This window comes from Bartonella sp. MR110HLJHH, assembly GCF_042194225.1.
GTDB classification, from domain to species: domain Bacteria; phylum Pseudomonadota; class Alphaproteobacteria; order Rhizobiales; family Rhizobiaceae; genus Bartonella; species Bartonella grahamii.
Genome location: NZ_JBHIMQ010000006.1, coordinates 45,713 through 60,382, shown reverse-complemented (window position 1 = coordinate 60,382; position 14,670 = coordinate 45,713). Strand labels below are relative to the sequence as shown.

Below are 14,670 nucleotides of genomic sequence, written 5' to 3'. Positions count from 1 at the left end.
GTTTTTGATATCGAATGACAGACATAAATACAGTAAAATGCTCTCATTTCAAACCCTCTGAATTAATCAAAACGATTTTTTTGCACGTCTCACATATGAAATGAGCCTGTAGATAAAAACTTTTTAAGAAAGGCGTGAAATATCTCTTTTCATGCTTCTCTCAAATGCAAGAGCCGTTGAAACACTGAAAGCTGACAAATAAGTATGATACTATTGTTTTACACTTTCATAGACACAAAGATGGTAATATCTAACGACCCCAACGAACTGCTCTCCTTAAAGCAATGATTTTTTTGCTGCAGTGTTATTGATTTAAGAAAATCAATTGTTTTTCATGAAGTTTCTATAAACTATAAGACTATTTAAATTTAAAAATCATCAATAAATTAGTTTTCTAAATATTTAAGGGGATCAACAGGTAATGAATTCTTACGCATCTCAAAATAGACACGTGGCGTTTTAACATTTCCTGAAACACCAGATTTAGCAATCTCATCACCACGTCTTATCCTTTGTCCTTTGTTAACAACAAGCTTACTGTTACATCCATAAATAGTGATAATATTATTTTCATGTCGAATCATCACAACATTACCAAGCTCTTTTAATCCATCTCCCGCGTAAATAACAACACCATTTTCTGCCGCCTTTACCGAAGATCCTTCCGGCACTGCAATATCTATTCCTCGATTCATTACTGTTCCCTTTTTTTGACCGAACTGGCTTAATAAACGCCCTCGTACTGGCCAACGCATCTTAGAAATTCCTGTGGCTTGCGGAGTCGTCATATTATCGGTATTCGTAACAGTACTTGATAAACCAGTCTCATGATTCAATTGCGTCATCTGTTTAGAAAAACTTTTCTCAGAACTTGATTTGTTCATCTTTGCAGAAGGGGGCGTTGTTACAGGCGCTTTATATATAGGAGAGGACTTCTTGTTTTTTATAGAGGACATCACTTGAGATTGGAATGCAGATTCTGTTTTTGACACTGCCCAATCGTTATTAGTGTGTGCATTTGAAGCTGCTAATGTACGCCTGCTTGGAACAACAAGTACCTGACCGATATAAATGGAATTGCTGTTTATACCATTTGCTAATTTTAATGCCTCAACACTAACCCCTATTTGTCGTGCAATACTGAGCAGTGTATCTCCACTCTGGACAATATAAGAGTTCCGCCGAAAAATAGGAGATTTATCCATTTGTGAACGGGAAAGTGTTCCAAGATTACGTGGAGGGACTCCCATAACGCGACCATCAGAAGAAGTTATCCTACCTTGATGTGGAAAATTATAGGGAGAATTGTCATCTCCCCACGAATCATCGCTTGATTCCACAGGTGGCAATTCAGTGCTTTGTATCATACCGCTACCGTACGATAGCATTCGCGGATCTGTAGACATAGTACTCGATATATTTGATTGAGATGATACCGTACGATGAGAGACAATATTGGAAAAACGCTGTGTACCAGAACTACAACCAGCAACAATAGTTACCACCGCTAAAAAAGTTATTCTCTGAAAATTATGCTGGAAAATATTATCCAAAGCTTTTAAACGCATCGTTTTGCTCACTCATCAATAATCAACTCACTCCATTAAAGCTTTTTTAAATTACCGAAGAGTTAAAATGAGATGTTTTATTCATAAATATCTTTATATAAGATCAAAATGAATTTAACGTAGGCTATTTGCGGCTATTTCTTAACTTTTAAAAATTAAAGTATCTCCGCAATGCCTTTAATAAAAGGTTGGTAACGCACTTGAAACAGTTCTAAACACTCAAATCGACTACCAATTTTTGTATAGCGCGTCACCGCTTGTACCCCTTCGTCAGGTCCTATCGCCTGAATGAGAATTCCGTTTTCAGCTAAAAGTTCTAAAAATTCCTTGGGTTCATCAAAACGTGATGGCCAAATAAGAATGCGATCAAATGATCCCAAACCTGTCACACTATGACTTCCATCAATCTGCCGTATAATAATATTTTCAATTCCTAAAGTTTGAAATTTTTGGCGTGCCAAATCAACAAGCGTTTTATAACGATCAATCGTTGTCACACGGTCACTCAGACATGCCATAAGCGCAGTACAAAAACCAGATCCTGTACCGATTTCTAAAACGCGATGCCTTTTTTTCAACGATAATGCCGAAAGAATTAAGAGTTGTTCTTCCAAACGTTCCATATATTCACCACACTCAAGGGGAATAACTTTATTATCATAAGCACTATTAAACCAAGGAGCAGAAACAAACTGTTGACGCGGAATTTTCTCTAATGCCGAAAAAAATCGCACGTCATCAATGCCTTTGCTACGCATTTTCAGTACAAGAGCGGCTAACTCCTCACGAAATTGTAAAATACCCTTTTGCCCCATAGTATCATTCAATCTCCAATGGAGGTGCACTTTTATCATACTGACAAACTGCTTCTTTTAAAATGGCAAAAACTTGCGTTTGCATATCATCACCTCTTGGCAATAAACGCATATTGTCTCTCCTTTCGTAAAATTAAGCAGTAATACAACGCATGCCTCCCATATAAGGTTGTAAAACATCTGGAACAATAATTGATCCATCAGCCTGTTGATAATTTTCAAGCACGGCAATAAGACAACGTCCAACAGCTGTACCAGAACCATTAAGGCTATGAACAAAATGCAATTTTTTATCGCCTTCTTTACGATAACGCGCATTCATACGACGACCTTGAAAATCTCCACAAACTGAACAGCTAGAAATTTCACGATAACATTCTTGACCAGGAAGCCAAACCTCGATGTCATAGGTTTTACGTGCTGCAAACCCCATATCACCCGTAGAAAGAACCACTGTGCGAAAAGGCAAACCAAGTCGTTTTAATATATCTTCTGCACATTCCGTCATACGTTCTAATTCAATTAAAGACTGTTCTTCACTGGTAATTGAGACCATTTCAACTTTCCAAAATTGATGCTGACGCAACATACCGCGCGTATCACGACCGGCTGCTCCCGCCTCTGAACGAAAACAGGGAGATAAAGAAGAAAATCGCAGTGGTAAATCTGATATTTCAAGAATTTCATCGTTGACCAAATTGGTTAATGGCACTTCTGCTGTAGAAATAAGCCATCGACCATCTGTTGTACGAAAAAGGTCTTCAGCAAATTTCGGCAATTGTGCTGCTCCGTAAACAATCTCATCACGAACAAGAAAAGGTATTGAGACTTCTGTATAACCATGCTCATTGACATGCACATCAAGCATAAATTGGCCTAATGCTCGTTCTAGCCGTGCTAACGCCCCTGAAAGTATTGTAAAACGTGTTCCAGACAAACGACTAGCTCGTTCAAAATTCATCTGCTTGAGATCTTGACCAAGATCAAAATGTTCCTTTGGTGTAAAATTAAATGTTGGAAGTGTACCAAAATGTCGAATGACGACATTATCACTTTCATCTTTACCTTCTGGAACATCATCTAATGGAATATTTGGAAGTGCTGAAAGAATTTTCTCAAGACTCTCCGTCAGCTGTTTTTCTTCCGCTGTTGCAGAGGAAAGAAAGACTTTAATCTCTTCACCTTCAGCTCTAAAGCTTTCAGCCATTTGCTGATCAGATACCGCTAAAGCCTGTCCTATTTCCTTTGAAACCGCATTGCGACGTTCCTGCGCCAATTGCACCTTAGCAATATGCGACCGACGTGCAAGATCAAGTTGTATTAACCTTTCAGCTTGTGGCTCAAGACCTCTACTTACGAGTGCTTTATCTAATTTCTCAGGATTGTCACGAATCCACTTAATATCAAGCATAAAAATTCCTCATTTATATTGTTTTTATTCATTTCTTGTCGCATAAGATTATACACTTTTCTTAAGCGGATTTTCTTCTCTTTTCTATACTGTAAGCAATTAAAATTGAAATCTCGTAAAGTGCTATCGTTGGTAAAGCCACTGCAAACATCGTAAAAAAATCCGACGGCGTTATGATTGCCGCAATGATAAAAGAGAGTAAAATAGCCCATTTTCGTTTAGACACCAAATCATGAGACGTTAAAAATCCAACTTTTGTTAAAAGACTGATGACAAGAGGTAATTGAAAAATCAAACCAAAAATTAGGATAAACGATGTCATAAAGCCCAAATAATCAGAAATACGCACTATAAACTCTATTTTTAAATGAACATCTGGAAGAAATTGTTGAGAAAGGCTAAACCATAGTATTATTGGCGCCAATAGACCATAAACAAACGCTCCCCCAATACAAAATAAAATAGGCCCCCCAATGAGAAATGGTAAAAAAGCCATACGCTCATTTTTATAAAGCCCTGGTGCAATAAAACTATAAAACTGAAAAGCCGTATAGGGAAAAGATAAAATAATTCCCCCAAAAGCAGAAAGCTTCATCTTCGTTAAAAAAGTTTCCCATACTTGCGTTGATTGCAAACGAATACCCTCAGGATTACCCCCTGCTATTTTCATTGCCCACTGATATGGCCATAGTAAAAAATTTAAGATATAATCTTTAACAAGAAAACACATCATAAAAGCGATCATAAATGCAACCAAGGCAGCAATAATTCGCTGACGAAGTTCAATTAAATGTTCCAAAAGTGGTGCCATATGGGCATCAACTTCGTCTTTGTTAGCATTCATGACACATCTTCTTTATCTTTAGAAGCTATAGATCCTGTCATATCTTTATTGGTTACGTTGTGATCGCATTCCAAAAATTCTTTACCTTTTTCTGATTTATGGTGTGTTGCCTTAACATCCAAATTATCGTGGATATCTTCTAATGTATTTTGAATGGGATCAAAAGTCTCTGTCAACTTCTTGCTTGAATCGCTAATATCCGAATATGTTTTTTGCAAATCGTCGAGCTCGATTTGTTTTATTGCATCTTCAAACTGATGACGAAGTTCATTTGCCATTAAACACATATGAGCTCTTACCTTTGCTATTGTCTTTAATATTTTAGGTAAATCTTTCGGTCCAACAACAATGATGAGAATAAGTAAGATTACGACAAACTCTGGTCCATCAATCCCAAACATCTCTTAATTCGACTTCCTCATCAAAAAATAACGCACAATGATGATTACGTTTTTGTTATTTGACACGCTGTTTTTTAGCAACGGATGTTTTGCTTCTTTTAGAAGCAGAAGAAGCCTTTCTGCGCGCTGTTACATGTTTTACCGATAACGGCTGAGATTGTTGAGATTCTACATCAACTATTTGGGAAGTAGTAGCCATTTCAACTTTATCCTCAATGCCGTCATCTTCTTCCTTCATATTTTTTTTGAAGGCTTTAATTCCCTTAGCAACATCGCCCATTAATTCAGAAATCTTACCGCGACCGAAAAGCACAAAGATAATCAGTAAAATTATAATTAAATGCGTTGGTGAAAAAATATTACCCATTACTCTCTCTAACTTTATGCTTGTAAATTCGATTTCATTTATTCATGCTTCCTCTGAAGAATGTATCAAATATAATATCTTACTTATATATTTTCTTCTTAACTTAAAAGCAATCACACGCTTTTATTGCAAAAGAACTTTTTATCCTCTCATCCCTTTTTAGCGTATTATAACACAAACCATTCAAAAATGATAAACCGCTTCATACAAAATTCAAAAGGCTTAAAAACTTTTCTAAAATAACTCCATCTGATCTCTTAGGTTACTCATCTTCCTGTAAATACTATAGCTCATGTCTTTCCTTTTAAACAAAGTTGTACGTATCATTACAAACATTTCCTCCAAATTATCCGTTACTGATAAAGATCATAACATGCTGTAAAAAATTTTACGTATTTAATTAAAAAAAATCAGAAAGAAAAATCTCTAAAAAACTTTCTTGACACATCATCAGTCTCTTTAAAAACTATCATCTTACGCATAATATTTATTCTTTGCGTTGGTGGGAATTTTATCATCCATTATTCCATATACAATACGAAATATAAGCCATCATCGCATTCAATTAAATATCTGTCGTGTGGATAAAAACTATTAGCGGAAAGAGTAAAAATGCACTTTATGAATCAGGTCAAGTGGCCAAGAGGTATGGCAATACTGCTAAAAAATAAAAATGGTACCAGCTTGCGCCTTTATTCAGTAAAATACCTCCATATAACCAGCTCTTTGAACCGCTGCATGCCCTAACTATTACAAGTCTCCGGATTCTGGGCATGCGTTCTCATAATATCATGTGCTTAACTTATCTCAGTATTGAAAACAGAATAGGCATTAATAGAAAATTACATTCAATCAAAAGCATGGAATCGAAGCATAATCCATGTAAAAGAATTTCTTATCCTAGTCTTTTTATAAGATTATCTCATAAAGCCGCTAGATAATACAGTGTTAGAAATAGATAAACCTATTTACTTTAGTTAAAAATCGCTCATTTTATTGAGATCGCTTGCAGAGAGCATATCACTTTTCAAAAGTTTTGTTTTAGCACCATACACAATAATCTAGCCATTTAGCGTGTATAATGTAAAGCTTGGGCTCCGCTTAAACCAATGAGATTCATCCACACTTTTACAAAAATCTATCACTATAATACCAGCACTTTATTGCTCTATCCATAATTTTACGCTCGCTAAAAAAACTGATAAATGTAATAATGTTTTTATCAAGCATTTTAAATTCTTTAATCTTTAAACAAGTAAATTTATGAATGAATTTGAAAGATAACCTTAATTTTTTTAACAAACTTCACTAATATTCTCGTTAATTGCTTGTCTTTTATAGTTTTCCTGAAAGAGTCCGCGATCATAAGAAACTTCTCTTACAACATAACTATCTCTATTGAAATGTTTGCCCTCTTCCTATCTATTTTTCATATAAAAAATTAAAATCTTAACGATGAATCTCATAATATAAAAATAGCCCAGTGAATAAATGCTCCCATGACATTAATATTTTTTCTGTAGGGTATTATTTGGGAGTGAGGGTATTATTTGATTTCTATAAGAGTATTTTTATGGATATCAATTCTAATATTCTATGCTAATAATCCGGTACAGTTATACATATGATAGAGTTTATTCCATGAATTATCGGCATATTTATCATGCTGGCAATTTTGCTGATGTTTTTAAACACATTATTGTCACTCGCATTGTAGAATATCTCAAACGCAAAGAAAAAGCTTTTCGCGTTATAGATACGCATGCTGGAATCGGTATTTATGACCTTTCTTCTTTAGAAGCACATAAAACAGGAGAGTATCGCGAAGGTGTCCAACGACTTTTTTCAACTCCTATCCCAGAAGATTTAAGAGCACTCCTTTGTCCATGGTGTAATATCATTGATGCCCTCAATAAAGGGGAAAAAGAAATTGTATTTTATCCTGGATCTCCTGTTCTTATTCGTCAATTATTACGGAAACAAGATCGCCTCACCGCAATAGAATTGCACAATGAAGATTATCATATTTTAGCAAAAAACTTTGCCGGAGATTATCAGACAAAAGTTCTGCATTTAGATGGTTGGCTTTCCTTAAATGCTCATGTACCACCAAAAGAAAAACGTGGGTTTATCCTTGTTGACCCTCCCTTTGAAAAAACTGGAGAATTTTTCCGCCTTATTGAGGGATTAACGAAAGCCTATCGTCGCTTTTCTGGAGGGATCTACGCTTTATGGTATCCTGTTAAATATGACAAAGAAATTGAAAGTTTTCTTCACGCGCTTTATCAAACAGGAATTCCTAAGATTCTACAGCTTGAAATGCGTATCCGAAAAAGTTCAAGTCCACCGACAATGAATGGAAGTGGTATGATTATTATTAACCCTCCCTACCTTTTGGAAGAAGAAATGAAAAAACTCAGCCCCTTTCTTATCAATCGCCTGGGACAAGATGAAAATGCCCAAATAATGCATAAGTGGCTTCAAAAAGAACATCTATTATGTTAGATCTTTCTCTGTATTTTTTCTAAATCAAATATCATGTTGTAAGATACAAACGCATTAAATGATAAAGTTCTTTGATTTTTTGAATAATATCAACACGTTATAATGATAAGCTAATAACGATCAGCGTGAATTAATTTTTTCCCTTTTAGAACGTCTATCTTCTTAATCATCATGAATTTCCTATTCCAATCATTTTAATGAATAAATTGGGCAAATTCATAAAGCTGTTTTAGAATAACAACTCTCATATTTTTTATGAAAAATCGGCTCTCTAAAATCATACTCTTATGCTATAAGATGTTATTTATAGAAAAAATTATAAGGATATAAATAATCATTATTTAATAAAAAAGAATATTTCATATATTAAACAAAAAACATATTCTTAATAAACGGAATGGTCCTGAAAAATAATACAAATTGTCCGAAAAATGAGCGGGAAAAGCTTTCTTTTCTCTCTAACATTACATGGAATAATGCCAATCAAAGTAATGAGAAAAATCAATTCCAAGGTGTAAAATTCATACAAGAGTTTGTTAGACACCTTCCGCATAAGCCAGGGGTTTACCGGATGATTGGTAAAAATGGTGATATTCTCTATATTGGCAAAGCTCGTAATCTCAAAAAACGCGTTTCAAACTATACACGTGAACAGGGACACAATAATCGTATTACCCGCATGATTCGCGCAACATATCATATGGAATTTATCGTCACCCATACAGAAACAGAAGCACTCCTTTTAGAAGCCAATCTCATCAAAAGATTGCATCCACATTTTAATGTATTACTACGTGATGATAAAAGTTTCCCTTATATTATGATTACAGATGATCATCGAGCGCCTGGACTTTACAAACATCGTGGTGCCCGAACACGAAAAGCTCACTATTTTGGTCCTTTTGCTTCTGCTGGTGCAGTGACACAAACAGTTCATGTTTTACAACGCGCCTTCTTATTACGAACCTGTACTGATTCAGTTTTTGAAAACCGTACACGCCCCTGTTTGCTTTATCAAATTAAGCGATGTTCTGCACCTTGTACCCATGAAATTAGTGACAATGATTATAAAGAACTGCTGAGGGGAGCAAAAGCGTTCCTTTCGGGAAAAGATCAATCTGTTAAAAACAATATGGTTCAAGCTATGCATAAAGCCGCAGAAAATCTTGATTTTGAACAAGCAGCTTCCTATCGTGACCGCTTATCAGCCCTTTCTCATATACAAAGCCATCAAGGTATTAATCCTCAAACGATAAAAGAAGCGGATGTATTTGCAATTGCGCAAAAAGAAGGAATGACCTGTATTCAAGTGTTCTTTTTTCGCATGGGGCAAAATTGGGGAAATCGTGCCTATTTTCCTAAAGCAGATCCCTCTTTTTCCTGTACTGAAATTTTAGCGAGTTTTCTTGCCCAATTTTACGATGATAAACCACTTCCCAAAAGCATCCTTTTATCTGAAGAAATTGAAGAAAAGACACTTCTTACAGAAGCATTGAGTCTCAAAGCAAATCACAAAGTGTCTCTCTCTTTACCCAAACAAGGTGAACGGAAAACTCTTGTTAATCATGCCTATCTCAATGCTCATGAAGCACTTGAACATAAGCTTTCTGAAACAGCCACTCATACAAAATTGCTTCAAGGTCTTGCCAAAACATTCCAACTACCTTTTCCTCCACGCCGGATAGAAGTCTATGATAATTCTCATATCATGGGAACAAATGCTGTAGGGGCTATGATTGTTGCTGGTCAGATGGGATTTGTTAAAAATCAATATCGCAAATTCAACATTCGCTCAATAGATATCACGCCTGGCGATGATTTTGGCATGATGAAAGAAGTGATTAAACGAAGATTTTCACGCCTTATAAAAGAGCATGATCAGTCAAATAGAAGTCATGACATAAAAGATAATGATCTTTTTCCCATTTGGCCTGATCTTATCTTAATCGATGGTGGTGAAGGACAAATCAACAGCGTACATGCAATACTTGCTGAATTACAATTAAATGACCTCTTCACAGTTGTTGGAATCGCCAAAGGTGTTGACCGCCATGCGGGACGTGAACGATTTTTTATAAAAGGTATCCCCCCCTTTACACTTCCTCCACGTGATCCTATCCTCTATTTTTTGCAACGTCTGCGTGATGAAGCACACCGTTTTGCGATTGGAGCTCATAGGATAAAACGAAAAAAAGAAACATTCAAAAACCCACTTGATGAAATCGAAAATATCGGTCCGACAAGAAAGCGTGCGTTGCTTCATCATTTTGGAAGTGCCAAGGCTATTGCTAGTGCCTCACTTGAAGATTTAAAAAAAGTTACGGGAATTTCTATGACAATTGCACAAAAAATTCATAACCATTTTCATGAAAAATAGGCTTGTTTCATAACCTTTGCCTTGTTACGTTTAGGAAATATATTCTCTTTCACAAGAATTAAAAATGGCTCCATGAAAAATCATACTTTTTCTTTTCCAAATATTTTAACTTATGCACGAATTGTCGCAGTCCCAATGGTTGTTGCATGCTTTTTTTTAGAAGGGCGATTACAATCAAGTGATATCACTCGCTGGATTGCTGTGTCCATTTTTATCATTGCATCTATTACTGACTTTCTTGACGGTTACCTTGCTCGTATTTGGGAACAAACATCCAATATTGGTCGCATGTTAGATCCAATTGCTGATAAACTTCTCGTCTCTGCCTGTTTGCTCTTGCTTGCCGCAGACAGTACCATCGCTGGGTGGACACTATGGGCAGCTATTATCATTCTTTGCAGAGAAATTCTTGTATCAGGATTACGTGAATATTTGGCTGAGTTAAAAGTTAGTGTTCCTGTCTCTCGTCTTGCAAAATGGAAAACTTTTGTACAGATGATCGCTATTGTATTTCTTTTAGCTGGACCAGCCGGTAATAAAATTTTCCCTTACACAGTAGAGTTTGGCATTACTATGCTGTGGATTGCTGCCCTCCTTACATTGTGGACAGGATGGGACTATTTTCGTGCAGGTTTAAAACACGTTATCCCATGAAGAGTATGGAGATTTATAATGATAATTTATCTTTTTGTACTTAAATAAGAGATGAGGATAGCATAAGACTAATTTATTTTAAATCTATTAATGATAAATCAATAAAACACTTTTTTGCACATTACAAGTAAGGGTAGCATGTAGATAAAAGCTCTTCAAAAAAATAGTAAAAAGCTAAAAAAACGATGAATGCTCCCTATGCTTTTAAAAAAGTCTATAATCTTATAAGCAAAAAACCGAAATATAGTGTTTCGGATTTTTGCTTCTTATATACGCTTTATTATTATAAACGCTTTATTAACCAACAATTTCTACCTCAGAAAACCAAAAGGCGATTTCTGTTTTTGCCGTTTCAGCGCTATCGGATCCATGGACAGAATTTTCGCCAATCGATAAAGCATGAACCTTACGAATTGTCCCTTCTTCTGCATCACTAGGATTCGTAGCCCCCATTACTTCACGGTTTTTAGCTATTGCATTTTCGCCTTCCAAAACTTGTACAACGGTTGGACCAGAAGACATGAATTCCACCAATTCACTAAAAAAAGGGCGTTCTTTATGAACAGCATAAAAATTTTCAGCCTCACGTTTGCTCATCCAGACACGTTTAGACGCAATAACACGTAGCTCCGCATCCTCAAGCATTTTAGTAATTGCGCCAGTCAAATTACGACGGGTTGCATCTGGTTTAATCATCGAAAAAGTACGCTCTAAAGCCATTTAACCACCTTTATTTCATTTATAACATTCTCTCGCCATTTCTATAGCGAGCAAGAAGCCCTTTGCCAAGTGACTCTGCAAAAATCTACACAAATTCTCAAAAATATAGAATGAATTATAAAAAAAACTTTAATAGAAATACCTTTAATTTCTCATCCCATCATAAAGATGCGCTACCGACTCTCAATAAATATTGAACCTTCTTACATAATCTTAAATGCCTCTCATCAAATTTATCATTGAAGCAATAAAGAATCATAAGAAAAGCCTAACATGCAAAATATATCTTTTTGAAAGCCTTCTTCTTTAAAGAGGATGAACCTAGATACTCCGATCTAGGTTTGAAAATCCTTCTACACACATTGAGATCTATCAAAAAATAACCATATGATTAGAAACTATAGCGTACACCTAAAATACCCTGAAGGGACTGTTTTGTTTTACGTCCTTTAACATAATGTGCCTCACCATATAACTTTAACTTCTCACTCACTAAACTGCTCAAACCAATTCCTAACTTACCTGCATTACCCGATAAGTCAGTGGTAAATGAATGCCGTTGATTAATCAATGTATGGTTGTCATTTTTATTCTCACGCAACCATGCTGCTGTAATATACGCAAGTGATGAGGAATCCACGCGAGAACCAAATTCATATCCTAAAGTTAAGCCAACCTCACTGCGTAATGAAGTGAATGGACGCATGTTACCTGTCATGTCATTCGATAACTTGATTTCTTTACCCTCAACTTGCAACCATGTAAATTGTCCATAAGGCTGCAACCAACTGCTCTTTGACGTCTTAAGTCGATAACCTGCTTCAAAGGAAGTGCCCACCGCCCATTGCCTATAGCTTCCTTCAATCCCTAAACCATTCGTTGAAACTGCCTTTAGAGTATTCTGATAATGATTATATTTTAAAATACCATCTAAATACCATCCACTATGATCCAAATAAGTGACATAAGCGCCAATGCCATAAGTATTGATACCGCTCATACCACCCCGTGCATGCGCAATGCGTACGCGGTCATAACTGCCAAAACCACCTATATAAAATTCTCCATTTTCCCACTCGCTTAAACTATTGATCCCTAAAACAATACCTGTCTGATCCAACTTAAAATCTATATGCTCTGTAGCAATACTCTCTTTAGACTTGATCGCATAGGTCCATAAAGCTGCATTCTTGTTACTTTTATCTAGAATTCCTCTTCCCGCACGCACGGTTTGCATTTCATTGTAAAAAACCATCGCTGGAGCCACAGACATAGATAATACCGCATCTGTAGAGGGAGTGGTTAAAAAGTGAGAAACTGAAAGCGTCTCACTCAATTGTGGAGAAGGCTGTTCTTTATGAACTGGACGCAAAATCATTTGATCGGCTAAAGATTGTGAAGATTCTGAAACAACAGCCTGTTGCTTTCCATCAGAAAAATGAAGAGAACTTGCTGGGGGAGACTTCACATGAGTGCGATTTTCTTTAGATGGAGATACCGAAACACTAGAGATATTCTGTCTTTCTCTTAAATGACGTGGAGGACGTGGCTTGGGTTGCTCTTTTTTAGTAGGTTTACGAGGACCGGTATTTTTTCCTCCAGAAGAAGCGCCTTGATGAGACAATGCAAGAGGAACCTTCGTTTTCTTGTTTACACACTGTGCTTCAGTACTCGAATGTTCTGCATTTTCAGAGACTCTGCTTAAAGACCAAATTGTAGCACTACCACTAGAACTAGCACACCTTTCTCTCTTCAGCAATTGATACTGATAGGTTCCACCATCGACAACTGTAATGTTCTTGCCCAAAAAATCTGCCAGAGTAAAATTAGCCCCTCCATCTTGGCTTCTATCAGTAATTAATGGAAGTTCAGTAACTAAACTATTCCTTTTTGAGAGAGAGCCTGTGATTTCAGCACCAGAATCTGCAACGCTTATTTTGTGATTACCTGTGCCCTCATCAACCGACAAGTAATCACTCGCATCCCCCGTAGCACTAATATTGAATCGAAAATGTAAATTCCCTGAAAGTTTCTCAACATGAAGTGAAATATGTCGTGGATCATACGGAATAGAAGTAAAAATAACAGTTCCATTATGCCCTCCTAAATCTTCAATTTCAATCTGAGGTTTTTCTCCTATATTTCGTTCACCAACCTCAAATATTATTTCATCAACTCTTGCCTCTATAGGAATCTTTTTCTTAGTGATATGGTTTGTCCTATCACCAGCGAATAAATAAAGTTCTCCGCCACCATTAATCCTTACTTCTCCAACGACTTCTTGTACACCAACATGGAACCACGATTTAGCAAAACTGTTAACTGTCAGACCATCCACCAACCCTTCAGGATATACAACTTGAATAGCATGATCTTTCAAATTAGTAGCATAAGATTCTCCTAACGCTAAGACGTGCTGTCTCCCATTCCCAGAGATCTCAGCATACATTGATTTTCCCCCCTCTTTTCTTTCTCCCGAATAAAGATTTTGTTCTCCGTTATCTCCTACTTTCGTATACCAAACCCACGCTCCATCATACACATTCTGCTGTCCCACTACTCCACCATCCCCTGAAACTGTAGAATTATATGCACTACTTTTTCTCTCCACGCTTGTAAGATCAAGATCTTTTTCTTCATGAATAAACTGCTTACCACCAAGGATTTCGGTACCTATCGCAGTTCCTCCGCGTGTAACTATTTGCATTCCCCCTTTTTTAATAGTGGAACCTATAGAAGTTGCTCCATTTTCAACAATTTCAACACCGCCATCTCCAATTTTACTCTTACTACTGGGAAAATTATTTGTAATCAGTGCTGAACCTTTTGGTATCTCTGCTCGATTTCCTACATGTTCTACTATTGTTAGCTCTCCATTCCTGTTTTCAACTGCATTTGCAACTTGTACAAGACAACTACTGATCATCAATACTGAAAAACTTAACTTATGTTTATACTGCATTATCGACACTCCACTCTCAATTATTTAGAAAAATATCCCACGGCTA

Annotated in this window: 11 protein-coding genes; 3 read left to right on the top strand and 8 right to left on the bottom strand. The window is 36.3% G+C overall.

Going from position 1 to position 14,670, the window contains the following annotated elements; translation table 11 throughout:
• Positions 1-386: 386 nt before the first annotated feature.
• From ACFIKB_RS05065 to tatA, 6 genes are all read right to left on the bottom strand, one after another.
• Positions 387-1,568, bottom strand: coding sequence for a peptidoglycan DD-metalloendopeptidase family protein (locus ACFIKB_RS05065; protein ID WP_375636509.1), 1,182 nt, complete (start codon positions 1,566-1,568; stop codon positions 387-389).
• A gap of 155 nt (positions 1,569-1,723) precedes the next feature.
• Positions 1,724-2,383: a protein-L-isoaspartate(D-aspartate) O-methyltransferase gene (locus ACFIKB_RS05060; protein ID WP_375636528.1), complete on the bottom strand. Its 660-nt coding sequence runs from the start codon at positions 2,381-2,383 to the stop codon at positions 1,724-1,726.
• A 133-nt stretch (positions 2,384-2,516) separates the two neighbouring features.
• The gene (gene serS / locus ACFIKB_RS05055) at positions 2,517-3,794 is read right to left on the bottom strand and encodes a serine--tRNA ligase (RefSeq protein ID WP_375636511.1); all 1,278 of its coding nucleotides are present in this window, start codon (positions 3,792-3,794) and stop codon (positions 2,517-2,519) included.
• A 61-nt stretch (positions 3,795-3,855) separates the two neighbouring features.
• Positions 3,856-4,638, bottom strand: coding sequence for a twin-arginine translocase subunit TatC (gene tatC, locus ACFIKB_RS05050; RefSeq protein WP_375652968.1), 783 nt, complete (start codon positions 4,636-4,638; stop codon positions 3,856-3,858).
• Entirely contained in the window at positions 4,635-5,039 is a 405-nt protein-coding gene (locus tag ACFIKB_RS05045) for a twin-arginine translocase subunit TatB (protein ID WP_375647555.1), read from the bottom strand. The genes tatC and ACFIKB_RS05045 overlap by 4 nt, the downstream gene beginning before the upstream one ends.
• A 55-nt stretch (positions 5,040-5,094) precedes the next feature.
• The gene (gene tatA, locus ACFIKB_RS05040) at positions 5,095-5,406 is read right to left on the bottom strand and encodes a twin-arginine translocase TatA/TatE family subunit (protein ID WP_375636516.1); all 312 of its coding nucleotides are present in this window, start codon (positions 5,404-5,406) and stop codon (positions 5,095-5,097) included.
• Between the two features lie 1,641 nt (positions 5,407-7,047).
• Here tatA and ACFIKB_RS05035 point away from each other — a divergent pair.
• The 3 genes from ACFIKB_RS05035 (at position 7,048) to pgsA (ending at position 10,942) form a co-directional block, all read left to right on the top strand.
• A complete protein-coding gene (locus ACFIKB_RS05035) occupies positions 7,048-7,911 on the top strand; it encodes a 23S rRNA (adenine(2030)-N(6))-methyltransferase RlmJ (protein ID WP_375652967.1) in 864 nt (287 codons plus the stop codon).
• 397 nt (positions 7,912-8,308) lie between these two features.
• The gene (gene uvrC, locus ACFIKB_RS05030; protein ID WP_375636520.1) at positions 8,309-10,288 is read left to right on the top strand and encodes an excinuclease ABC subunit UvrC; all 1,980 of its coding nucleotides are present in this window, start codon (positions 8,309-8,311) and stop codon (positions 10,286-10,288) included.
• Between the two features lie 72 nt (positions 10,289-10,360).
• Entirely contained in the window at positions 10,361-10,942 is a 582-nt protein-coding gene (pgsA, locus tag ACFIKB_RS05025; protein ID WP_375647554.1) for a CDP-diacylglycerol--glycerol-3-phosphate 3-phosphatidyltransferase, read from the top strand.
• Positions 10,943-11,239: 297 nt separating this feature from the next.
• On the opposite strand, the gene ndk is transcribed toward pgsA, so the two are convergent.
• Together ndk and bafA are read right to left on the bottom strand one after the other, a co-directional pair.
• Positions 11,240-11,662 (bottom strand): nucleoside-diphosphate kinase, encoded by a 423-nt coding sequence (ndk, locus tag ACFIKB_RS05020; protein WP_375628682.1) that lies wholly within the window; start codon positions 11,660-11,662, stop codon positions 11,240-11,242.
• Between the two features lie 391 nt (positions 11,663-12,053).
• Positions 12,054-14,624 (bottom strand): BafA family autotransporter, encoded by a 2,571-nt coding sequence (gene bafA / locus ACFIKB_RS05015; RefSeq protein ID WP_375652966.1) that lies wholly within the window; start codon positions 14,622-14,624, stop codon positions 12,054-12,056.
• Positions 14,625-14,670: the final 46 nt, after the last annotated feature.

Excerpts from the sequence above, each read along its gene's own strand:
- ndk (WP_375628682.1), bottom strand. The coding sequence starts at position 11,662 with ATGGCTTTAGAGCGTACTTTTTCGATGATTAAACCAGATGCAACCCGT.
- serS (WP_375636511.1), bottom strand. The coding sequence starts at position 3,794 with ATGCTTGATATTAAGTGGATTCGTGACAATCCTGAGAAATTAGATAAA.
- ACFIKB_RS05060 (WP_375636528.1), bottom strand. The coding sequence starts at position 2,383 with ATGGGGCAAAAGGGTATTTTACAATTTCGTGAGGAGTTAGCCGCTCTT.
- bafA (WP_375652966.1), bottom strand. The coding sequence starts at position 14,624 with ATGCAGTATAAACATAAGTTAAGTTTTTCAGTATTGATGATCAGTAGT.
- ACFIKB_RS05035 (WP_375652967.1), top strand. The coding sequence starts at position 7,048 with ATGAATTATCGGCATATTTATCATGCTGGCAATTTTGCTGATGTTTTT.
- tatC (WP_375652968.1), bottom strand. The coding sequence starts at position 4,638 with ATGAATGCTAACAAAGACGAAGTTGATGCCCATATGGCACCACTTTTG.
- tatA (WP_375636516.1), bottom strand. The coding sequence starts at position 5,406 with ATGGGTAATATTTTTTCACCAACGCATTTAATTATAATTTTACTGATT.
- ACFIKB_RS05045 (WP_375647555.1), bottom strand. The coding sequence starts at position 5,039 with ATGTTTGGGATTGATGGACCAGAGTTTGTCGTAATCTTACTTATTCTC.
- pgsA (WP_375647554.1), top strand. The coding sequence starts at position 10,361 with ATGAAAAATCATACTTTTTCTTTTCCAAATATTTTAACTTATGCACGA.
- uvrC (WP_375636520.1), top strand. The coding sequence starts at position 8,309 with ATGGTCCTGAAAAATAATACAAATTGTCCGAAAAATGAGCGGGAAAAG.
- ACFIKB_RS05065 (WP_375636509.1), bottom strand. The coding sequence starts at position 1,568 with ATGCGTTTAAAAGCTTTGGATAATATTTTCCAGCATAATTTTCAGAGA.